22 protein-coding genes and 1 pseudogene are annotated in these 20,567 nt (G+C 71.7%); 13 read left to right on the top strand and 10 right to left on the bottom strand.

Translation table 11 applies throughout. The features are described from left to right. Positions 1-18 precede the first annotated feature (18 nt). Together AB0F91_RS20020 and AB0F91_RS20015 are read right to left on the bottom strand one after the other, a co-directional pair. A complete protein-coding gene (locus AB0F91_RS20020; protein ID WP_360599120.1) occupies positions 19-516 on the bottom strand; it encodes an ATP-binding protein in 498 nt (165 codons plus the stop codon). Positions 517-767: 251 nt separating this feature from the next. Beyond that, positions 768-2,144: a M20 family metallopeptidase gene (locus tag AB0F91_RS20015; protein ID WP_360599117.1), complete on the bottom strand. Its 1,377-nt coding sequence runs from the start codon at positions 2,142-2,144 to the stop codon at positions 768-770. A gap of 120 nt (positions 2,145-2,264) precedes the next feature. On the opposite strand from AB0F91_RS20015, the gene AB0F91_RS20010 reads away from it, so the two are divergent. Together AB0F91_RS20010 and AB0F91_RS20005 are read left to right on the top strand one after the other, a co-directional pair. Further along, complete coding sequence (locus AB0F91_RS20010) at positions 2,265-2,774, top strand: SigE family RNA polymerase sigma factor (protein ID WP_360599115.1); 510 nt, start codon at positions 2,265-2,267, stop codon at positions 2,772-2,774. Continuing rightward, positions 2,771-3,442, top strand: coding sequence for a hypothetical protein (locus AB0F91_RS20005; RefSeq protein WP_360599113.1), 672 nt, complete (start codon positions 2,771-2,773; stop codon positions 3,440-3,442). The genes AB0F91_RS20010 and AB0F91_RS20005 overlap by 4 nt, the downstream gene beginning before the upstream one ends. Positions 3,443-3,448: 6 nt before the next feature. On the opposite strand, the gene AB0F91_RS20000 is transcribed toward AB0F91_RS20005, so the two are convergent. Further along, on the bottom strand, positions 3,449-3,946 hold the full coding sequence (locus AB0F91_RS20000) for a cupin domain-containing protein (protein WP_360599111.1): 498 nt from the start codon (positions 3,944-3,946) through the stop codon (positions 3,449-3,451). Between the two features lie 183 nt (positions 3,947-4,129). Between AB0F91_RS20000 and AB0F91_RS19995 the strand changes: the two genes are divergently transcribed. The 3 genes and pseudogenes from AB0F91_RS19995 (at position 4,130) to AB0F91_RS19985 (ending at position 5,144) form a co-directional block, all read left to right on the top strand. Further along, positions 4,130-4,570, top strand: a complete 441-nt coding sequence (locus AB0F91_RS19995) for a nuclear transport factor 2 family protein (RefSeq protein WP_360599109.1) — start codon at positions 4,130-4,132, stop codon at positions 4,568-4,570. Further along, positions 4,498-4,737 (top strand): annotated as a pseudogene (locus AB0F91_RS19990) (helix-turn-helix domain-containing protein); the annotation flags it as partial. The gene AB0F91_RS19995 and the pseudogene AB0F91_RS19990, both read left to right, overlap by 73 nt. A 125-nt stretch (positions 4,738-4,862) precedes the next feature. After that, positions 4,863-5,144, top strand: coding sequence for a hypothetical protein (locus tag AB0F91_RS19985; protein WP_360599225.1), 282 nt, complete (start codon positions 4,863-4,865; stop codon positions 5,142-5,144). Here AB0F91_RS19985 and AB0F91_RS19980 read toward each other — a convergent pair. From AB0F91_RS19980 to lepB, 3 genes are all read right to left on the bottom strand, one after another. Beyond that, positions 5,114-5,608 carry a hypothetical protein gene (locus tag AB0F91_RS19980; RefSeq protein WP_360599107.1) on the bottom strand — a complete coding sequence of 165 codons (495 nt, stop codon included), beginning with the start codon at positions 5,606-5,608 and terminating at the stop codon, positions 5,114-5,116. The two genes, AB0F91_RS19985 and AB0F91_RS19980, sit on opposite strands and share 31 nt — an antisense overlap. A gap of 147 nt (positions 5,609-5,755) precedes the next feature. After that, on the bottom strand, positions 5,756-6,259 hold the full coding sequence (locus AB0F91_RS19975) for a hypothetical protein (protein WP_360599105.1): 504 nt from the start codon (positions 6,257-6,259) through the stop codon (positions 5,756-5,758). Between the two features lie 49 nt (positions 6,260-6,308). Next, positions 6,309-7,226 (bottom strand): signal peptidase I, encoded by a 918-nt coding sequence (gene lepB, locus AB0F91_RS19970; RefSeq protein ID WP_360599103.1) that lies wholly within the window; start codon positions 7,224-7,226, stop codon positions 6,309-6,311. A 418-nt stretch (positions 7,227-7,644) separates the two neighbouring features. Between lepB and AB0F91_RS19965 the strand changes: the two genes are divergently transcribed. Both AB0F91_RS19965 and AB0F91_RS19960 read left to right on the top strand, forming a co-directional pair. Continuing rightward, positions 7,645-8,352, top strand: coding sequence for a cytochrome P450 (locus AB0F91_RS19965; protein ID WP_360599100.1), 708 nt, complete (start codon positions 7,645-7,647; stop codon positions 8,350-8,352). Positions 8,353-8,448: 96 nt separating this feature from the next. Continuing rightward, complete coding sequence (locus AB0F91_RS19960) at positions 8,449-9,201, top strand: SDR family oxidoreductase (protein WP_360599097.1); 753 nt, start codon at positions 8,449-8,451, stop codon at positions 9,199-9,201. 79 nt (positions 9,202-9,280) lie between these two features. On the opposite strand, the gene AB0F91_RS19955 is transcribed toward AB0F91_RS19960, so the two are convergent. The 4 genes from AB0F91_RS19955 to AB0F91_RS19940 all read right to left on the bottom strand — a co-directional run bounded on the left by AB0F91_RS19955 (position 9,281) and on the right by AB0F91_RS19940 (position 13,605). Then, positions 9,281-10,915: a thiamine pyrophosphate-binding protein gene (locus AB0F91_RS19955; RefSeq protein WP_360599095.1), complete on the bottom strand. Its 1,635-nt coding sequence runs from the start codon at positions 10,913-10,915 to the stop codon at positions 9,281-9,283. After that, positions 10,912-11,691, bottom strand: coding sequence for a cyclase family protein (locus AB0F91_RS19950; RefSeq protein WP_360599223.1), 780 nt, complete (start codon positions 11,689-11,691; stop codon positions 10,912-10,914). Before AB0F91_RS19950 ends, AB0F91_RS19955 begins: the two co-directional genes overlap by 4 nt. A gap of 85 nt (positions 11,692-11,776) precedes the next feature. Next, positions 11,777-12,484 carry an FCD domain-containing protein gene (locus AB0F91_RS19945; protein ID WP_360599093.1) on the bottom strand — a complete coding sequence of 236 codons (708 nt, stop codon included), beginning with the start codon at positions 12,482-12,484 and terminating at the stop codon, positions 11,777-11,779. 56 nt (positions 12,485-12,540) lie between these two features. Then, positions 12,541-13,605, bottom strand: coding sequence for a 3-hydroxyisobutyryl-CoA hydrolase (locus AB0F91_RS19940; RefSeq protein ID WP_360599091.1), 1,065 nt, complete (start codon positions 13,603-13,605; stop codon positions 12,541-12,543). A gap of 130 nt (positions 13,606-13,735) precedes the next feature. Here AB0F91_RS19940 and AB0F91_RS19935 point away from each other — a divergent pair, with 130 nt between their 5' ends. The 6 genes from AB0F91_RS19935 to AB0F91_RS19910 are packed head-to-tail and all read left to right on the top strand — an operon-like array spanning position 13,736 to position 20,399. Further along, a complete protein-coding gene (locus AB0F91_RS19935) occupies positions 13,736-14,167 on the top strand; it encodes a cobalamin B12-binding domain-containing protein (protein ID WP_360599089.1) in 432 nt (143 codons plus the stop codon). Next, positions 14,167-15,588, top strand: a complete 1,422-nt coding sequence (locus tag AB0F91_RS19930; RefSeq protein ID WP_360599087.1) for an AMP-binding protein — start codon at positions 14,167-14,169, stop codon at positions 15,586-15,588. Before AB0F91_RS19935 ends, AB0F91_RS19930 begins: the two co-directional genes overlap by 1 nt. Further along, a complete protein-coding gene (gene meaB / locus AB0F91_RS19925; protein WP_360599085.1) occupies positions 15,585-16,553 on the top strand; it encodes a methylmalonyl Co-A mutase-associated GTPase MeaB in 969 nt (322 codons plus the stop codon). The genes AB0F91_RS19930 and meaB overlap by 4 nt, the downstream gene beginning before the upstream one ends. Next, positions 16,550-18,265: a methylmalonyl-CoA mutase family protein gene (locus tag AB0F91_RS19920; protein WP_360599083.1), complete on the top strand. Its 1,716-nt coding sequence runs from the start codon at positions 16,550-16,552 to the stop codon at positions 18,263-18,265. Before meaB ends, AB0F91_RS19920 begins: the two co-directional genes overlap by 4 nt. Before the next feature lie 56 nt (positions 18,266-18,321). Continuing rightward, the gene (locus tag AB0F91_RS19915) at positions 18,322-19,989 is read left to right on the top strand and encodes an L-lactate permease (RefSeq protein ID WP_360599081.1); all 1,668 of its coding nucleotides are present in this window, start codon (positions 18,322-18,324) and stop codon (positions 19,987-19,989) included. Then, positions 19,986-20,399, top strand: coding sequence for a hypothetical protein (locus tag AB0F91_RS19910; RefSeq protein ID WP_360599079.1), 414 nt, complete (start codon positions 19,986-19,988; stop codon positions 20,397-20,399). The genes AB0F91_RS19915 and AB0F91_RS19910 overlap by 4 nt, the downstream gene beginning before the upstream one ends. Positions 20,400-20,567 lie beyond the last annotated feature (168 nt).

Genomic DNA, 20,567 nt, shown 5'->3' with positions numbered 1-20,567 from the left:
CCATTGTGGACGGCAGGCTCAGCCGGACCAGCCGCTGAGCCGGTCGAGCAGCCGTTCCAGTACTTCCGGGTCGGCGGCGACCGGCGCGCCCGACACGGGCTCGTCCACGAGGGTGCGGCGTTCCTGGCGGCGTGGCAGGCGGACCTGGCCTGCCGTCATGCCGCCGGGCAGCGGCATCTCGCACCACGTGAGGCGGCCGTTGCGCAGGGGCTCGACGCCGATCCGCTCGCCGGGCGCGGTGCGCGGCGGGTTCGGGCCGACCAGGTCGTCCTCGATCTCGACCACCAGCACCTCGCCGCGCAGCTGCAGGCGCACGGTGATGAACGCGGGGGCGGCGGCACTGCTCTGGTCCACGATGTCGCCGACGAGCCGCGACGTGGTGGCGGTGACCTGTTCCAGCATCGGCAGGAGCGACCAGTCCGTCAGGATCAGGCGGACGAACAGCTCGGTGCACGGAACCGCACTGGGCTGAGCCACCAGTCGGAGATCGTCCACCTGGGTGGTGCGCGTGCTCAAGCCTCACCTTCCTCGTCGGCTCACTGCCGCCCTCCGCGGGCGGGACCGGTTGGGGCATCATGCCATCGACCTCCCGCCGGTTCGCGACGGGAGGTCGATGTGCGTGTCCGCACGCCTCACGCATCCGGATTCGCTCGGTGAACGCCCCAGGTCACAGCTTCGAGGTGCCGGCCGGGGAGTTCGAGAAGTCGGCGTGGTCGTCGTGATCGGGCCTGGGTGTGTCCGGTGGCCGCCGAACCGGCAAGATCTGCTCAGCTGTCCTTTTCGCCCAGGTCCCAGTACAGGCCGGTCATGATCGCGACTGCCTCGCGCGCCAAGGGAGCGAGCAGGTGCTCGTCGGGGGCGTGCTGCGCGCAGGCCGGGTACGAGTGGGGGAGCCAGATCGTCGGCATGCCGAGGACTTCCGCGAACGCGTCGTTGGGGATCGTGCCGCCGAGGTTGGGCAGCAGCACGGGCGCGCGGCCCGTGGTGCGGGCGACGGAGCCGGCGGCCCAGCGCACCCAGGGGTGACCAGGATCCGTGCGCGTCGGCGGCCGTGTCTCGGTGACCGCGACGTCGACCATCGGAAAACCGCGTTCCGCCAAGTGGTTCCGCAGGGCCGGCTCGAGTCCGGCGAGGTCCGTGCCCACCACCGACCGCAGCTGCAGCGTCGCTTCCGCGCGGCCCGGGATGGCATTCACCGGTGACGCGGGCGTGCCGGCGAGGAAGGCCAGGACTTCGACGGTGTTCCAGCCGAACAGCCGTTCTGCCGGCGTGAGATCCAGCTCGCCCCAGTCCTCGTCGACGGCCGGGTCGTCCGCGCCACCGCCGACGGGCACGGTGGCCAGCGCCGCGCGCACGGACTCCGGGATCGCCGGGGGGCGCAGTCCTGGCACCAGAATCCGGCCCCGGCCGTCCACAAGGGACGTGATCGCGGCGGCCAGCGTGGTGGCCGCGTTGCGGAGCACGCCACCCCAGTTGCCGGAGTGGTGGTCGCGCGGGCGCAGGTCCGCGGTGAGCGTGAACTGCGTGACGCCGCGCGAGCCGAGGAACAGGGTCGGGAGGTCGGCGCGCACGCGCGGCCCGTCGGAGGCGATCAGCACATCCGCGCGCAGCTCGTCACGCAGCTCGCCGCACACCTCGACGAGGCCGGGGGAGCCGCGTTCTTCACCGGTTTCGATGAGCACGACGAGGTTGAACCCGAGCTGCCCGCGTGCGCGCAACACCTCGCGCAGGGCGAAGAGGTTGAGCGTGTGCTGGCCCTTGTTGTCGGCCGACCCGCGGCCGTACCAGCGCTCGTCCTCGGCGATCAGCGTCCACGGATCGAGGCCCTTGCGCCAGCGGGGCGCCTCGCCGTTGACGACGTCGCCGTGGCCGTAGAGCAGCACCGTGGGGCGGTCGACGGACTCGTGGCGGGTCGCCACCAGCAGCGGGCACTCGGGAGCGAGGGGGTTCTCGGCCACGCGAGTGCGGCAGCCGAGGGCTTCCAGCGCCGGAGCCAGCTCGTCGGTGAGATACGCGCGCAGCCGCGGGTGCCCGTCCGCGAGATTGCTCTCGGTCCGGTACGCCACGCGGCGGGCGAGCTCGGCGAAGAGCTCGCCGGAGTCGAACCGCTCCAGGGCCTGGTCGATCGTGTCCGCGCGCTGCATCGAGCACCTTCCGGTCGGGGACGCCGCGGTCCGTTGTAGCACCCGGCCCCGACGGAAATGGACTCAACCTTTTCGCGGTGCCGCTCGTCTGACCGGTCATGTACGCGCGCGAGGACCGGCATGGCCCGAGGTGACAGCGAGTTCGCGGAGTTCGTCCGCGCGGTCTCGCCGCGGCTGCTGCACGCGGCCTACCTGCTGACCGGTGACCGGCACCAGGCAGAGGACGACGTCCAGACCGCGCTGGTGCGCACGTACACGTCCTGGCCGCGGATCCGCAGGCAGGACCCGTTCGCCTACGCGCGCAAGGTGCTGGCCAACCACGTGATCGACCGCTGGCGCCGCCCGTACCGGGAGCAGGCCACCGAGGACGTGCCCGAGCGCGCCGTCGAACGCGACTTCACCGTCGGCGTCGCCGATCAGGAGTGGCTCATGCGGGCGCTGGCCCTGTTGAGCGCGCGGGAACGGGCGATCGTGGTGCTGCGGCACTTCTGGGACCTGTCGGAGGCCGACGTCGCGGCCGAACTGAAGGTGTCCCTGGGCACCGTGAAGAGCACCAACTCGCGCGCGCTGGCGAAGATGCGCGTCACGGCCGCCGAGCGGCACTCGTGCGCGGCGGGGCAGGCGTCGTGACTGATCCCGAAGCGCTGCGCGGGGTGCTGGCGGAGCCACCCGCCGTCGAGTTCACAGCAGTGGACTTGGCCGATGTGATGCGGCGGGGACGCCGTCGCCGTCGCGTGCGCCGGCTTTCGGCCGCCGCGGCGACGGTGGTCGTGCTGGTCGGCGTCGTCGTGGGCGCGCAGCTGCTGCGGACGCCCGATTCGCCCGCCGTGACCACGCTGACGGTCACGGCCGCCCAGCCCGAGCGACGCGCGGCGGCCCCGATCGGCGAAGTCGTGGGCACCAAGGTCGAGGACCCGGAAGGCGAGGTGGTGCTGTTCTTCGAACGCACACCGACCGGACCTGACACCTCGCCGTACCAGCTGGTGCTGGGCCACCGCACAGGCGAGGGCATCACCGCCGAGCTCGCCACCGGCTCCCGCGCGAGCTCACCCGGCTTCCACGCGCTCACCGCGGGCCGCCCGGGCCAGGACGTGCCGCTCTACGGCTACTACTCCGGCCCAGCCGCCCGCATCACCGCGGAGGTGGGCGGCCTGCTGTACAGCGCCGACACGCAGCGCGTCGAGGCCTTGTCGGTCACGGTGTTCTGGTTCCCCCGCCGCGACACCACCGTCTTGGGCGGCATCGCGACGGTGCCGATGAACGCGTACAACACGGTGGGAGACTCGCTGCCGAAATGACGCGGCTCAGACCGTCCGCGCCGCTTCCCAAGCCGCGCTCGCGCTGAAGTACGTGTCGTAGATTTCCTGGACCTCCAAGAGGCTTTCGGGGGCCGCTTTGCCGTACGCGATGCGCTCGAGGTGGCGGAAGTACTCGAAGCGCTCGACACCCGGGGTGATGACGATGAGCAGGTCGGCGTCTTCGCCCGGTGCGGCCGCGAAGGCGTGGGTCAGGTTGGGCGGCACGACGACGAGGTCGCCGCGGTCGGCGGTGACGACGGTGTCGCCCGAGAGGACCTGGACGGTGCCGCCGAGGACGTAGAACAGCTCGGCCGAGCCGGCGTGGTGGTGGGGCGCCGCGCCGTTGGCGCCGTCCTTGAGCGCGACCTGGATGGTCGACAGGGCGCCGCCCGTGGAGCTGCTGTCGGCGAGCAGCTTGACGGTCGTGGGTGCGCGGCCGATGACCTCGGCGTCGCCCGACCGCACGATCACGGAATCGTCGAAGCTGGGAATGACGATGGACATGCGAAGCCCCCAGGAAGTCCGTCGTGGGATCGCGGCGGCGCCGGATCCGCGGCGAACCTACCACGACCCGACCGGCCCCAGCGTCGTGAATTCCCCCAGTGCGCCAACGGTTTTCCGTGACGGGACACGCACTGGCGAGCAGGAGGGGTGCCTGCGTACAGCGGAACGGAGGCGCCCCTCCTCTTGCGCACCGGGAGCGATCATGTCCGCACGCCACGCCATCGAGACCTGATCTTCACCAACGCCGCGCACGTCGACTCCCGGAACTTCGCCGCGGCGAGCTGTTCGCCCACGGCACCTTCGCGGGCGGCGCCCCGGCGACGGGGCGCGAAGCCGTCGAGCGGTACTTCCACGACGCGCTCGTGCTTCTACCCCGATGGCACCCCACGCACCCGCCACCTGACCAGCAACGTGCGCGGCCACGTCGACGAGGCCGCCGGCACCGCCACGGCCCACAGCTACTGGACCGCGCTGCAGGCCGCGCCCGGGCTGCCGCTGCAGCCCATCGCGTCGGGCCACTACGACGACCGCTTCGAACGTTCGGACGGCGTGTGGCACTTCGTCGAACGGCGCCCGCGCGTGGCGCCGGCCGGGGACCTCAGTCACCACTTCAAAGCCGCGTGACCTGCCCGCTGCGCGCCGACGCCCGCCGCAACCGCGAACGGCTCGTCGCCGAGGCCAAGGCGGCGTTCCTCGCCCACGGCACGGGCGCGTCGCTCGAGGAGATCGCGCGCCAGGCCGGCGTCGGGATCGGCACGCTCTACCGCTACTTCGCGCACCGTGAAGCCCTGCTCGACGCGGTGTTCCAGGGCGAGGCGGACGCGCTGCTCGACTTCGGCCGGGAGCTGGCGCGCGCCGACGACGCGTTGGCCGCGCTGAGCACCTGGCTGAGAGCAGTGGTCGACCGGCACCGCGCGTGGCAGGCCATCGCGGCGGCGACGGGCCCGGACCGTCCGAACGCGACACTCGCCGCGTCGCGGATTCCCGTCGAGCAGGCCGGGAAGACGTTGCTCACCCGAGCGCAGAAGGCAGGGCGGCCCGTAAGGACGCGACGATCGCCGACCTCCTGCGCCTCGCCGGCGCCATCGGCCAGGCAGCCGACGAAACGCCGGACGACCCGAAGCTGGCGGACCGCCTGCTGCACCTCGTGGTGGACGGGCTGCGGGCTCAGCCGCGCACGGGCAAACGCGCGAGGTAGTGGTCGCGGGCTGTGAGGCTCGTGCCCAGGTGACGCACGAGCGGCTCGAAAAATGAGCTGCGGTACGTCGAGTCCGTGACCGCGCCCGCCGCGAAGTACAGCGCGGAGAACGCGCCGATGAACAACGACACCTGCAGCAGCTCGTTGGCGATCGGCACCTGGATCCCGAACAACGTGCCCGGTGTCGGGTCGTGCCCGACCCACGATTTGATCACCGGCGCGCGAACCGTGATCACGCCGAACGCCACGAAGAACACGAAGGTGAGCACCGACAGCACGAGCGTCTGCAGGATCTGCGTGAGCAGCAGGACGAGCACCATGTTCGCCCGCTCCAGCTCGGTCAGTGGCACCCGCTCCGGCGCGGGATCGGCGCACGAAGCGAACGGGGTCCCGTCCAGCGTGTCCGGTTCGGCGGGCTGCTCCGCCTTGGTCAGCGACCGGACCTCGTCCGACAGCGTGGACACGCGAAACAGCACCGCCACCACCGAGAACAGCCCGACGACAGCCGGGTCCGGTGCCTCGTGAGGTCGGCGGTCACCTGTCAGATCTCGGTGGTGAAGAAACCGAACAGGGTGAACAGCAGGAGCAGCGGCAGAGCGCGACACGTGAGGTCACCGAGGCGGCCGAGCTGGCGGAACGCGGCCCGCAGCGCCCAGCCGAGAATGGACCCGCCGCCGAAGAACGCCGCGACCAACCCCGACCGGCAGCGAGTCGTGCGGCGGGGCCGCGGCATCGACGATCAGGTTGAGCACCAGGAACACCGCGGCGACCCCGAGCGCGACGGGCGTGCCCCGCCGCGCCGGCACGCGCCGCCGGACCCAGCGCGCGGCGAGCCACGCGCCGGCCGACGGCACCACCACGTACGCGAGGAGCACGGCCAGGTAGAGCAGCGCGAACCAGGTCTGGTCCATCCGGCGGGCGAACTCGTCGTCGCTGCCGCCGTCGAGCACCGACGTCGCCGTGGTGAACAGCAGCCCGAGCACCACGAACACCTCGGCGGGCACGATCCGGACCAGCAGGTGCGCCGGGCGCCCGCGTACCACCGACGGCAGACCGCGCCGCCGGAACCACTGCTCGGCGGCTTCGCGGTCGTAGCGTTCGTGTGTGGTGCCCACGTCGGGTGACCTCAACGGGACCCGCGTGAACTCTCCTGGCGGAACGCGGTCAGCCGCGGCGGCGCTTGCGCAGTGCGTCGCGTGTGCGCCGACCGACCAATAACGTCGGCACCGACAGCGCCGTACCCACGCCGAGCGGCAGTCCCTGCTGCCACGCCGGCGCGCCGAGCGCCACCGGCGTCGCCGAGTCCTGCGCGTCGAAGTCGCTCACCCCGCCCCAGCGCGACGGTGGCAGGACGATGAAGCGCGCCTTGCCGATCACGTCCTCGACCGGCACCGTGCCGTTGATCCCGCCGCCGCCCTGGCAGCGGGAGTCGCACGAGTCGTTGCGGTTGTCGCCCATGACCCAGAGGCTGCCCTGCGGCACAGTGACCGGGGCGAACGAGTCCTGGGCCGGGTTGTTCGGGTCGACCCAGTGGATGTAGGGCTCGTCGAGCGCCTTGCCGTCCACGATCACCCGGCCCTGCGGGTCACAGCACTGCACCGTCTGCCCGCCGACGGCGATCACTCGCTTGACGAAGTCCTGCTCGTCCGGCGGCGCGAAGCCGACGAGCGAGCCGATCTCGCGCGCCGCCTTCGCGAAGATGTTGCTCGGCTCCTGCGGCGCGATCTCGTGTTCCGTCCACGGGCCCGGCCCGCGGAACACGATCACGTCACCCGGCGACGGGTCGGTGAAGTCGTAGGTGACCCGGTCGACGACCACGCGGTCGCCGAAGCACCCCGTGCAGCCGTGCAGCGTGGTCTCCATGGACTCGGACGGGATCATGAAAACCTTCGCCACGAACTGCTGGATCAGGATCGTGAGCACGAGGGCGATCACGATCAGGATCGGCAGTTCCTGCCAGAACGGACGTTTCTTGCGCGCCTTGCGTCCGCGACCGTCCGAACCGGACGACTCGCCCTCACCGTCCTGATCAGGACGTTCGGGGTCACTCTCGGCGGAACCGCGGGGGATGGGGTCGACCACGGGGCCAGGCTACCGACTTCCCGCTCGCCGCGGCCGCAGCGCCACCGATCACGATCGGGGCGTTGTCCCGCTGAAGGGGATCGCCGGGGTTTCCCTGAGTGCCGCGCGCTCAGCGTGAAGTGATCTTGACCGGAGGGAGCCGGTGGGGACACACCCGTGCTGAAATGCGGGAACCTGGTGCTGGGCGAACTGGATCCGGTGCTGCGCGCCGTGCGCGACACCGGTCCCGTGGCCCGCGTGCGGACGACGGCGGGTGCCGAAGCCTGGCTCGTCACCCGGCTCGCGGAGCTCAGGCCGCTGCGGCTCGACCCGTGGCTGGGCGGGACCGATCCGGCCGCCCGGCCGCGGTACGTGCGCACGTCCGTGCTCGACCTGGCGGTGTCCGACGCCGAGCCGGCCGCGGCCCGCGAACGCCGCGGTGACATCCGCAGCGCCCTCGTGCCACTTCACCGACTGGACGATGCAGCGGCCGGCCGCCGCGTCGCGGATGGGCGACGAGCAGATCGACGTCGTGCTCGCCGCCGGACCCCCGGCCGGCCTGCACAACGACTTTTCGCTGCCGCTGGCGTTCGGGACCCGGTGCGACCTCGTCGGCGTGCCCGATCCGGACGGTCTCCTCGCGTTGCCCCTCGGCGCTGGCGAGGTCGACGCCGAGCACACCGCGGCCGCGGCGCTGGACGAGCTGTACGCCTACCTGCGCGAGCTCGCCCGCCGCAAGCGAAGCACCCCGGGCGACACCCTCGCGTCCACGCTGTGCGAGGTGATCCCGGAGGACGCCGACGTGTCGGGCCTGCTCGCGCTCGTCACGTCGAGCAACCTCGGCGCGGGCATCGCGTTGCCCGCCAGGCACCCCCGGCCGGCGCGGGCGCGTGCGGGCGGGCCGCGTCTGCTCGGCACGGCCGTGGAAGAGGTGCTGCGCGTCGTCCGGGTCGCCGAGTTCTGCGTGCCGCGGTACGTGGCCGAGGACATCGCCGTGGCGGGCGTGGTGATCCGCGTGGGCGACCTCGTGCTGTGCGACCACTGCTCGATCGGCTTCGACGACCTCGTGTTCACCGATCCCGAGCCTGCGCGCCGCGTACGCCGCTTTGCTGCGGCGGATGCCGGACTTGCGCCTTCCCGTTCATGAATCCCCATGCCGGGCCACGGAACTCGGCGACCAGGTGGGCGGGTCGATCGCCCGGCTCCCGATGACCTGGTGAGCGCCCGGCCTAGACTGCCGCGCATGCCCGAAGCTCTCGTCACCGGCGCGACAGCCGGAATCGGCGCGGCGTTCGCGCGCCGGCTCGCCTCGGACGGGTTCGGTGTCGTGCTCGTCGCCCGGGACGCGGCCCGGCTGGAGCGGTTCGCGCGCTCGCTGCGGGCGGACCACGGCGTGCCCGTCGAGGTCCTCGTGGCGGACTTGGCGACGGACGCCGGGATCGCGCGCGTCGAGCAGCGCGTGGCCACGGTGGACCTGGTCGTGAACAACGCCGGGTTCGGACAACGGGGCGAGTTCCTCGAGACCGAGGTGTCCGCCGAGCTCGACATGCTGCGGGTGCACTGCGAAGCCGTCCTGCGGATCACGAAGGCGGCGTTGCCCGGCATGCTGGCGCGCCGGCGCGGGGGAGTGATCAACGTGGCCTCGGTGGCGGCGTTCTTCTCGCGCGGCACCTACAGCGCGTCGAAGGCCTGGGTTGTCGTCTTCAGTGACAGCGTGCGCGAACAGGTGCGCGGCAGCGGTGTGCACGTGATGGCGCTGTGCCCCGGCTGGGTGCGCACGGAGTTCCACGAACGGTCCGGAATGGACACCGGCGGCATCCCGGACTCGCTGTGGCTGGACGGGGAGACCCTCGTCGCCGCCGCGATCCGTGACTTCCGCCGCGGCACGGCGGTGAGCGTGCCGGACGTGCGCTACAAGACCGCGGCGGCGCTGGGCAAGCTGCTGCCCCGCCCGCTGATGACGCGGATCGCCGCGCGGGCGGGCAGCAAACACTGACCCGGGCCGAAAACCTCGGCGTCCCCGGGTCCCAGTGCTCGAACGCTTCAGTGCCCGAAAGCCTCAGTGCTCGAAAGCCTCAGTGCCCGAACGCTTCGGCGAGCCACCACGAACCACCGTCGTCGGAGACCTTCGCGTCGATCACCAGCGGCGCTTCGCGAGGACCGTCGAGCCACTTCGTCACCGCTGCCAGGTCGCCCGGCGTGCGCACGGTGACGCCGGTGCAGCCGAACCCGCGCGCGATCGCCGCGAGGTCCGTGTCGGGGAAGCGCACCGTGTCGAGGTCGGCGTCGCCGAAGTGGTGGACCTCCGCGCCGTACGCGGCGTCGTTGTAGACGATCACCACGAGCGGCAGCCGTAGCCGCACGGCCGTCTCCAGCTCGGAGATCGCCATGTGGAACCCGCCGTCTCCGACGCCGAGCACGGGCAGCCGGTCCGGCCGCGCGAGCGCCGCGCCGATCGCCGTGCCCAGCCCGAGCCCGACACACTGGTAGGCCTGCGTGAAGCAGAACCCGTTCTCGTCTGGTACGGACAGGTACGCGCTCGGGTAACCCATGAAGTTGCCCGAGTCGATCGACACCACGCGCGGGGCGGGCAGCAGCTCGTCGAGGCGGGCGCTGAGCGTGCGCGCGTCGATGCGGCCGTCGCCGGAGCTGTCGAGGTGCGCCACGTCGTTCCAGCGCACCTCGGCGGCCAGGCGCGCCGCGACCTCGGGGCCGCGGTAGCCCTCGGCCTTGTGCCCGCGGGCTTCCAGCAGCTCCAGCACGTCGACGGCCGTGGCCGCGACGTCGCCGACCACGCCGAGATCGATCGGCCGGTGCGCGCCGAGCGCGGCCTGCTCGCGGTCCACCTGTACGAGCCGCGCCCGGGGCCCGAGCAGCTTGCCGTGGCGCGTGGTCCACATGTTCAGCGCGCAGCCCCAGCCCACGACCAGGTCCGCGTCCGCGATCAGGTCGGCGGCCAGCGGCGACGAGAAGCCGCCGCTGATCCCCAGTGACCACGGGTCGTCGTGGAAGAGACCGTTGGCCACCGCCGAGGTCGCGAGCAGCGCGCCGGTGACGTCGGCCAGCGCCCGCAGCGCGGTGGCCTGGCCACGGGCGCCGCGGCCGGCGATGAACACCGGGCGCCGCGCCTCGGACAGCAGCTCCGCCAGCTCGCCGGCGACCGCGGTCTCCGGCCGGATCGGCGCGGGCCCGGGCACGGCCGGCACTTCGCCGTGCGGCGGGGCTTCCTGCTGCTGCAGGTCGATCGGCAGGCTGAACACGACGGTCCGGTTCTCCTGCCGCGCGGTGCGGAACGCGCGGATCGTGTCGGCGAAGGCGGATTCCGCCGAATGCACGCGCTCGGCCACCGCGCCGACCGCGATGCCGAGCGCGTCCTGGTCGATCTTGAAGTTCGACAGCACGGCCGCCGCGGCGGCGTCGGCGGTCACCACGACCATCGGCGTGCGGCTCTTCGCGGCCTCGGTGATGCCGGTGATCGCGTTGGTCAGGCCGCAGCCTTGGTGCAGGCTGAGCACGGAGACCTGGCCGCTCATCCGCGCGTACGCGTCGGCCATGCTCGCCGCGCCGCCTTCGTGCCGCGCGGCGACGAAGCGCACGCCCGCCGCCCGCAGCGCGTTGGTCACCTCGAAGTTGCCGCTGCCGACCACACCGAAGGCCATGCCGACGCCGAGGTCGGCGAGCGTGCGCCCGACGAGTTCCGCGACCTTCATGCGCCACGCTCGACGAGCGCGAACACCCGGGCCGGGCTGCCCGAACCGCCGACGATCGGCAGCGGGCTGATCACCAGCATCGCCCCGGTCGCGGGGAGGTTCGCCAGGTTGCGCAGCTGCGTCAGGCCGAACTTGCCCGCGCCGAGCAGCAACTCGTGGCACGGGAAGGCCGGGTCGAGCCCGGGTGCCTGACCGGCGTCGGTGCCGACGGTCTCCACGCCGAGCCCCGCGATCGGCGTCTCCTCGGCGAGCCACTTGGCGCACTCCGGCGAGACGCCGGGGGTGTGCGAGCCGGACTCGTCGGCGTTGAGGAACTCGTCCTGGTCGCTGGAGTGCACGTCCCAGCCGCTGCGGTAGAGCAGCCACGCGCCCGCGGGCAGCGCGCCGTGCTCGGCCTCCCACTCGCGCACGTCGTCGACCGACAGCAGGAAGTCCGGGTTGCCCTCGGCTTTCGCGGACGCGTCCAGCACCACCGCGGGCGCGACGAGCGTGCTCAGCGGTGCCTGGGAGACGTCGAGACCGTCCTTTCCGGACAGCCAGTGGACCGGCGCGTCGAAGTGGGTGCCGGTGTGCTCGCCGGTGTGGATGTCGTTCCAGTACCAGCGCGGGCCGCGCTCGTCGTACCGGCTGATCTCCTCGAGCCGGAACGGGATCGTGTTCGCGAACGGCTCGGGCAGCTGCAGGATCGGGGTGCTCGAGGTCAGCGGTGCGGTGAGGTCCACGACCTCGATGCCACCGCCGGTGATCGCCGCGCTCAGCTCGGCCAGCAACGACATGCGTCCTCCAGTGCTCGACGGTGAACTGCTCATCCGTGAAACCTGGGGGAGACCCTATGCCCCGCAAAGGGTTCCGGGGAACCGCTCAGCCGGCGCGCAGGCCGTAGAAGCCGGCGATGTGCCGCGTCACCTCGGCCGACGCGCGATCCGGGTCGCCGGTTTCGATCGCGTCGAGGATCCAGGTGTGCTCGGTCGCGAGTTGCCGCGCGGTGGCGGGCCAGTCGGCCGTCCGGGCGTACCCGGCGGTCATCTCGTCGCCCACGGCGTCGCCGAGCGAGGCGAGCAGCACGGCGGCGAGGTCGTTGTGCGCGGCGCGGGCGAGGCGGAGGTGGAAGCCGGAGTCGAGCTCGCGGAACCGCACGCGGGTCACGCCGGGGCGGCCCATCTCGTCGGTGACCTCCCGCAGCTGGTCGAGGTCGTCGGGCGCCACGCCGCGGGCCGCGCGCGCCGCCGACGAGCGTTCCAGTTCGAGGCGGATGGACATGAGGTCACCCGTGGCGAACCGCGACAGCGACAGGTGCAGCCGGAGCAGCTTGTGCAGCGCGCCGCTCGGCTCGCCGGCCACGACCGCGGCGGCGCTGCCCGTGGCAGCAGGTTCGAGCACGCCCGCCGCCTCCAGGGCGCGGATCCCGTCGCGTACGTGCGCGGGCCCGACGCCGAGCGCCCGGGCCAGGTCGCGTTCGGCGGGCAGCGGGTCGCCCGCGCCCAGCCGCGCGGTGAGGATCCAGTCCTGGATCCCCGCCAGCGCCTGGCCGGGTGACCCGAGGTACCGCACGTTGTCCGGTTGGCCCATCGATCGGACCGCCTCCTCGACCGCGTTGTCGGATTTCCGGCTGGTCCGAGCCTAGGTCAGCGGTGGTCAGACCACAATGTGGACTGCTCCAGCAAGTCCAGCTCGTCGGCCAGCGGCGCGAAGAACGCCTCGACGCCCGCGTCGTCGACCTCCGCGAGTGTGCTGGGGCGCCAGCGCGGTGAGCGGTCCTTGTCGAGGATCGCCGCCCGGATGCCCTCGGCCAGGTCGGGGTGCCCGAGGAACCGGCTGCACAGGCGGAAGTCCTGGCGCAGGCATTCCTCGATCGAGGTCATCCCCCGGGCCCGGCGGATGGCTCGCAGCGTCACCTTGAGTGCGGTCGGGGCGGCCGCAGTGAGCGCAGCGGCGGCCTCGCGCGGCCCCGGCTCGTCGATCGCTTCGAGGCGGTACAGCACCTCTTCGACGGTGGTCGCGCCGCCGTACGCGTCGTCGATCCAGCACCGGGCGCCTGCGAGTGGCGCCGGACCCGGGTCGACCGCCCGCGCCGCGACCGCCGGCCGGACGGGCGCGCCCGCGGCGAGATCGTCGACGAGGGCGGGCAGTTCGGCCGACGGCAGGTGGTGGTCCGCGAGTCCACAGTGGACCGCGTCAGCGGGGCCGGCGCGTCCGGCGGTGAGCGCGAGGTGCGTGCCGAGCTCGCCGGGTGCGCGGGCGAGCAGGAGCGCTCCGCCGACGTCGGGCGCGAGGCCGATCGCGACCTCCGGCATCGCGAGCACCGAGCGTTCGGTGACCACCCGGACCCCCACGTGCGCGCCGATTCCGATCCCGCCGCCCATCGTGATGCCGTCCATGAGCGCGACGACGGGTTTCGGATAGCGCGCGAGGCGCGCGTCGAGCCGGTACTCCTCGCGCCACAGCGTCAGGGCGACCGACGGATCGCTGACGGCCGACGAGTGCACCACGCCGATGTCGCCGCCCGCGCAGAACGCCCGCTCGCCCGCGCCGTCGAGTACCACGGCGGTCACCACAGGGTCTGACTCCCACTCGTCGAGGGCGGTCAGCATCGCCCGGATCATGCACAGGTCCAGGGCGTTCAGCGCCTCCGGCCGGTGCACGGTCAGCCTGCCGATCGCCCCTTCTCTGCGGGCCAAAACGGTGCTCAAGTCGGACACCTTCGCCTTCCTGCAGCCGGGTGGTGCTTGATCCCAGGGTTGCACATTTCATGCGCCCACTTCTATGGTCAGACCACATGCAAGGCAGGACCAGACGCGATACAGGTTTGTGGAGCGAGGTGTGGACACGGTGGGCGAGAGCGGCGGCGAACCGATCCGGGTGATGCTGGCCAAGATCGGGCTGGACGGCCACGACCGGGGCGTGAAGGTCGTCGCGCGGACCCTGCGCGACGCGGGCATGGAGGTGATCTACACCGGCCTGCACCGCAGCCCCGAGCAGGTGCTGGAGGCGGCCGTGCAGGAGGACGTCGACGTGCTCGGCGTCAGCCTGCTCTCCGGCGCGCACATGCCGATCTTCACCCGCATCTTCGAGCTGATCGACGCGATGCCCGACCGGCCGGGGTTCGCCATCGTCGCCGGCGGGGTGATGCCGGACGAGGACGAGGAGGCGCTCAAGAAGATGGGCGTCGCCGAGGTGCTCGGCCAGGACACCACCCCGGAGACGATCGTCGAGCGCATCCGCGCGCTGGCCGGCGTCGCAGAGGAGGCGTGATGGACCCGCGGAACCCGATGGAGCAGTGGAGCTGGCCGCCGCGCTACGACGAAACCTACCGCCCGCCGTCCGGGCAGCGGCACTGGTTCCCGCGGCGGGAGACGATGCCCGCCGGTGAACGCGACGAGGCGATCCTGGCGCGCATCCGCGAGGTGATGGCCTACGCGTGGGACCACGCGCCGTTCTACCGGCGCAAGTGGGAGGAGGCGGGGATCCACCCCTCTGCCATCCGCGACCTGTCGGACTTCGAGAAGGTCCCGGTGGTGCGCAAGGAGGAACTGCGCGCCGACCAGGCGGCCCACGAGCCGTTCGGCAGCTACCTCGCCGTGCACCCGAGCGAGGTCAAGCACGTGAACGGCACCTCGGGCACCACCGGCCGCCCGACCGCGTTCGGCATCGGCGAGCGCGACTGGCGCAGCGTCGCCAACGCCCACGCCCGCGTGATGTGGGGGATGGGCATCCGCGAGCACGACACGGTGCTGGTCGCGTCGCCGTTGAGCCTGTACTGGGGTTCGTGGGGCGCCTACATCGGCGCGGAACGCCTCGGCGCGCGGGTGTTCCCGTTCGGCGCCGGCACACCCGGGCAGACCGCCCGCACGGTCATGTGGATGAAGCAGATGGGCGTGACCGTGTTCTACGGGACGCCGTCCTACGCGTTGCACCTGGCCGAGGTCGCCGCCGACGAGGGCCTCGACCCCGCGGATCTGGGTCTACGCAAGCTGTTCTTCTCCGGCGAGCCCGGCGCGAGCGTGCCGACGATCCGCGGGCGCATCGAAGAAGCCTTCGGTGCGGAGGTCTACGACTCGGGCAGCATGGCCGAGGTCAGCCCGTGGATGCACCTGGGTGCCTCGAACCACGAGCCGGGTGTCTTCGCCTGGCAGGACCTCGTCTACACGGAGGTGTGCGACCCGGTCGAGCACCACCGCGTGGACTACGGCCGCGAGGGCACCCCCGTCTACACCACGCTCGAGCGCACCAGCCAGCCGATGATCCGGCTGCTGTCCAACGACCTCACGCGCTGGGAAGCGCCCTCGGCCGACCGCGGCCGCACGTACCCGTTCCTGCCGCAGGGCATCTACGGGCGCATCGACGACATGTTCACCGTGCGCGGCGAAAACGTGTACCCGAGCGCGATCGACGACGTGGTCATGGCCGCGGAAGGCTACGGCGGCGAGCACCGCATCGTGATCAGCCGCAAGTCCACGATGGACACCCTCGCGGTGCAGGTGGAGCACCGCGGCGTCGCGGAGTCCACACTGGACGGCTGGGCCCGCGCCATCGAGGACAAGCTGCGCCGTGCGCTGGGCGTCGGCGCGCACGTGGTCCCGGTGGAGTACAAGACGTTCGACCGCACCGAGTTCAAGGCGCGGCGGGTGATCGACGACCGCGACCTTCTGCGCCGCCTCGGAAGTGGGTCGTGAAGACGCCGGGCGACGTCGTGGGGCGGGTGCTCGCAGGGCAGCACCCGGCCATCGCGCGGATGCTCACGTTCGTGGAGCGGCGTACCGCCGGCGTCGACGAGGCGCTGGCCGAGCTGCACGGCAAAGCGGGGGACGCCCACGTGCTCGGATTGACCGGACCGCCGGGCAGTGGCAAGAGCACGTTGGTGAAGGCGCTGACCGAGCACTACCGCAAGCAGGGCCGGACCGTCGGTGTGCTGGCCGTGGACCCGTCCAGTGTGTTCAGCGGCGGCGCGATCCTCGGTGACCGCATCCGGATGACCGGCCTCGCCGGAGACGAGGGAGTGTTCATCCGCTCGGTCGCCACCCGCGGCGCGCTCGGCGGGCTTTCCCGCGCGACCCTCGACGCGATCACGGTGCTCGACGCCGCGGGCAAGGACGTGGTGGTGCTCGAGACCGTCGGCGTCGGGCAGGCGGAGGTCGACGTGATCAGCGCGGCGCAGACCGTGGCCGTGGTGAGCGTGCCGGGCATGGGCGACGACGTGCAGGCCATCAAGGCCGGCCTGCTCGAGATCGCCGACGTGCACGTGGTGAACAAGGCCGACCGCGAGGGTGCGGCCAAGACCGTGGCCGAGCTGCGCGACATGCTGCGGCTTTCGCACCGCAAGCCGCACCAGTGGAACGTGCCGATCCAGCAGACCGTCGCCGCCACCGGCGACGGCGTGCCCGAGCTCGCCGAGCGGTTCGCCGCACACCTGGCGTGGATGACCGAGCACGGCGAACGCGACCGGCGCGCCCGGCGCAACAGCGCGACCCGCATCCGGTGGGTGGCCGAACAGCTCGTGCTCGACGGGCTGCGCCCCGGCGTCCCCGCGTTCGATCAGGCGGTGGACGACGTGACCGCGCGGCGCGAGGACCCGCTTTCCGCTGCGCGCCGCTTGGTCGGGCGGCCGGGCGCGACGACTGACGAGGAGGAACTGTGGTGAACGAGCACGACCCGGCCCCGGCCGAACGGGCACTGACGACCGAGGCGCTCGTCGAGGCGATCGCGCGCGAGCTCGCCGACTGGGAGGGCGACGAACTCGCGGCGTTCCTCGACCGTCAGCCCGAATCGCGCGAGGTCTACCGCTCCGGCAGCGGTATGGAGGTGCAGCGCGTTCACACGCCCGCCGACCTGCCGGACGACTGGCACGACATCGGCCTGCCCGGCCGCTACCCGTACACGCGCGGCCCGTACCCGACGATGTACCGCGGCCGCACCTGGACCATGCGCCAGATCGCGGGCTTCGGACAGGCCGAGGAGACGAACAAGCGGTTCCAGTACCTGATCGCGCAGGGCCAGACGGGCCTGTCCGTCGACTTCGACATGCCGACGCTCATGGGGCTGGACAGCGACGACCCGATGAGCCTCGGCGAGGTCGGCCGCGAGGGCGTCGCGATCGACACGCTGCCCGACATGGAGGCGCTGTTCGACGGCATCGACCTCGAGAAGATCAGCGTGTCGATGACGATCAACCCGTCGGCGTGGATCCTGCTCGCGATGTACGTCGCCGTGGCCGAGCAGCGCGGCTACGACCTGAACAAACTCTCGGGGACGATCCAGAACGACATCCTCAAGGAGTACGTGGCGCAGAAGGAGTGGGTGTTCCCGGTCCGGCCGAGCATGCGGATCGTGCGCGACACCGTGGTCTACGCCAGCGAGCACATGGCGCGCTACAACCCCGTCAACATCTCCGGCTACCACATCAGTGAAGCCGGGGCGAACGCGCTGCAGGAGATCGCGTTCACGATGGCGATCACGAAGGCCTATGTGGAGGACGTCGTCGCGACCGGCGTCGACGTGGACCAGTTCGCTTCACGGCTGTCGTTCTTCTTCGTCAGCCAGGCGGACCTGTTCGAGGAGGTCGCGAAGTTCCGCGCGGTGCGGCGGTTCTACGCGAAGATGATGAAGGAGACCTTCGGCGCCAAGAACCCGCAGTCGATGCGGCTGCGCTTCCACGCGCAGACGGCGGCGGCCACGCTCACGAAACCCCAGCCGCTCAACAACATCATCCGCACCGCGCTGCAGGCGCTGTCGGCCGTGCTCGGCGGCGCGCAGTCCTTGCACACCAACGGTCTCGACGAGGCGTACACGATCCCCAGCGAGCAGGCGATGAAGGTCGCGCTGCGCACGCAGCAGATCATCGCCCACGAAACCGGCGTGCCGAACGTGATCGACCCGCTCGGCGGCTCGTACTACGTGGAGAACCTGACCGATCGCCTCGAACAGGGCATCCACGACTACTTCGCGAAGATCGAAGAGCTCGGCGGCGTGGTGGCCGCGATCGAACAGGGCTTTTTCCAGCGCGAGATCTCCGACACCGCCTACGACTACGCGCGCCGCAAGGCCAGCGGTGACCGCCCGGTGATCGGCGTGAACTCCTACATCGACGAGGGCGAGGGCGAGAAGATCGAGACCCACAAGCTCGACCCGGAGTCCGAAGCCCGGCAGCTCTCGCGCCTCAAGCAGGTGCGGGCCGACCGGGACTCGGCCCGGGCGAAAGCGGCGATGGAGCACCTGCTCGCCGTGGCGGCCGATCCGGCGGCGAACCTCATGCCCGCCACGATCGAGGCCGTGAAGGCACACCTGTCCATGGGAGAGATCACCGGCGCGCTGCGTGATGTCTTCGGCTCCTACACCGAAACCCCGGTGTTCTGACGAGCCCGGCTCCAGTCCCCACCCCCTCTCAACGACGAGAGTCCCGGAGGTGACCTGTGTACACACAGGTTCCCGCGCCACTGGGCGGCAGCCTCGGCTGGTCCGCCCTCGTGTCCGCCTTGCCCCTGCTGGTGTTGTTCGTGCTGCTGGGCGTGTTCCGCGTCCGCGCCTGGCTGGCTTCGGTCATCGCGCTCGTGCTGTCGATCGTGGTCGCCATCGCGGTCTACGGCATGCCCGCCGGACCGGCCTTCGACTCCGCGCTCGAAGGCGCGGCATTCGGCCTGTTCCCCGCGTTGTGGATCGTGCTCAACTCCCTGTGGATCTACCAGATGACCAAGGTGTCCGGGCACTTCGACGTGCTGCGGCGCACCTTCGCGAAGATCAGCGACGACCAGCGGGTGCAGGGCGTGATCATCGCGTTCTCGTTCGGCGCCCTGCTGGAGGCGCTCGCCGGATTCGGCGCGCCGGTGGCGATCTGCTCGGTGATGCTGGTGGCCGCCGGGCTGAAACCGCTGAAGGCGGCGACGGTCGCGCTGATCGCCAACACGGCGCCGGTCGCGTACGGCGCCGTGGCGCTGCCCGTGATCACGCTCGCGAAGGTGACCGGGCTGCCTCTTGACGACCTCGCGGCCATGACCGGGCGGCAGGTGCCGATCCTCGCCCTGATCGTGCCGCTGGTGCTCGTGATCGTGCTCGACGGGCGGCGCGGGCTGCGGCAGGCGTGGCCGGCCGCGCTCGTGTGCGGCGTGAGCTTCGCCGTGGTCCAGTACCTGATGGCGAACTTCGGCCCGGTGCAGCTCACGGACATCGCGGCTTCGCTCGTGTCCGCCGCGGCCGTGCTGGTGCTGCTGCGGTTCTGGCGGCCGAAGCCCGCCGGGGCACCGGACCGCGCGCCCGGCGACGGTGGCACGGAGCGCGCGCCGGTTTCCGGTGGCAGCGGAGTGGCCGCGGCGACGGCGGTACGGGAGCGGACGGTCCTCGACTCGCGCGTCGAGCAGGTCCGATCGTTCGCGCCGTACGCGACGATCATCGTGCTGTTCTCGATCGCCGCGATCCCGGTGGTGGCCGCGGCACTGGCCACGACGACGAAGACGTTCAGCTGGCCCGGCCTGCACATCGCGACCTCGGAGGGCAAGCCGCTGAGCCTGGTGTCGTTCAAGTTCGACTGGCTCGCAGACAGCGGCACGGTGCTGTTCATCGCCGGTGCCGTGTCCGCGTTCCTGCTGAAAGTGCCGCCGCGGCAGGTGATCCGCGCCTACGGGCAGACGATCGTGCAGCTTCGGACCGCCGGGCTGACGGTGATGGCGGTGCTGGCGCTGGCGTACGTGATGAACATGTCGGGCCAGACGGCCACGCTCGGGCTGTTCCTCGCCGGCGCCGGCGGGTTGTTCGCACTGCTCTCCCCGCTGCTGGGCTGGTTCGGCACGGCGGTGACGGGTTCGGACACGTCGTCGAACTCGCTGTTCGGGGCGCTGCAGGTGGCGGCCGCGCACGGCGCGCAGCTGCAGCCGGTGCTGATGGCGGCGGCGAACAGCAGCGGCGGCGTGCTCGGGAAGATGATCAGTCCGCAGAACCTCGCGATTGGCGCCAGCGCCGTGGGGCTCGCGGGCAAGGAGGGCCTGCTGTTCCGGCGGGTGCTCGCGGCGTCGGCGGTGTTCGTGCCGCTGATGTGCGTGCTGGTGTACCTGCAGTCCACTCCGGTGCTGTCGTGGATGGTGCCGTGAGTGCGCGCGACGCCGTCGAAGAAGCCAATGCGGCCATCGGCGCGGCGGTGTCCACGTGCACGTTGCCGGCCGACGACGAGGCGGTGCTGCTCGACGTCCAGTACGAGCTGCTCGAATTGGCCGACGCGCTCGGTGCCGGGACACCGGCGCCCGAGCTGCCCCGGCTGTGGCGGACGGCTCGGGACCTCGGTCCCGTGGTGGTGCCGCGCGGGTTCGAGGTGCTCGGCGGGCTGAGTGCCGCGGCCGGGCTGCTCAAACTCGCGCGGGCGGTGTCGCGGCGAGCGGCGCGGGAAGCCCCGGCCGACGCGGTCGTGGTGCTCGACCGGCTGGGCGAGGTCCTGCTCGCGATCGCGTTCCGTGCGGAGGAGCGCGAACGGTCACTCGGCTGTGCCGGATCGTGTGCGGACTAGTGTGGTCATACCAACAAAGAGGTCATATTGACACTGGCTGCGAGCTCCGATTACCTTGAGTGAGCACTTCGCGGTGCAGAGGAACTCCGGTGAGATTCCGGGCCGGTCGCGCCACTGTGATCGGACCCCGCCCGGCGGGGTTCGCAGGCAGACCCTCTCGCCGCGTCC

The organism is Amycolatopsis sp. NPDC023774 (assembly GCF_040639695.1).
Lineage (GTDB): Bacteria > Actinomycetota > Actinomycetes > Mycobacteriales > Pseudonocardiaceae > Amycolatopsis.
Note: the sequence above shows the minus strand (reverse complement) of the source record. Positions and strands in the feature narration are given on the sequence as shown.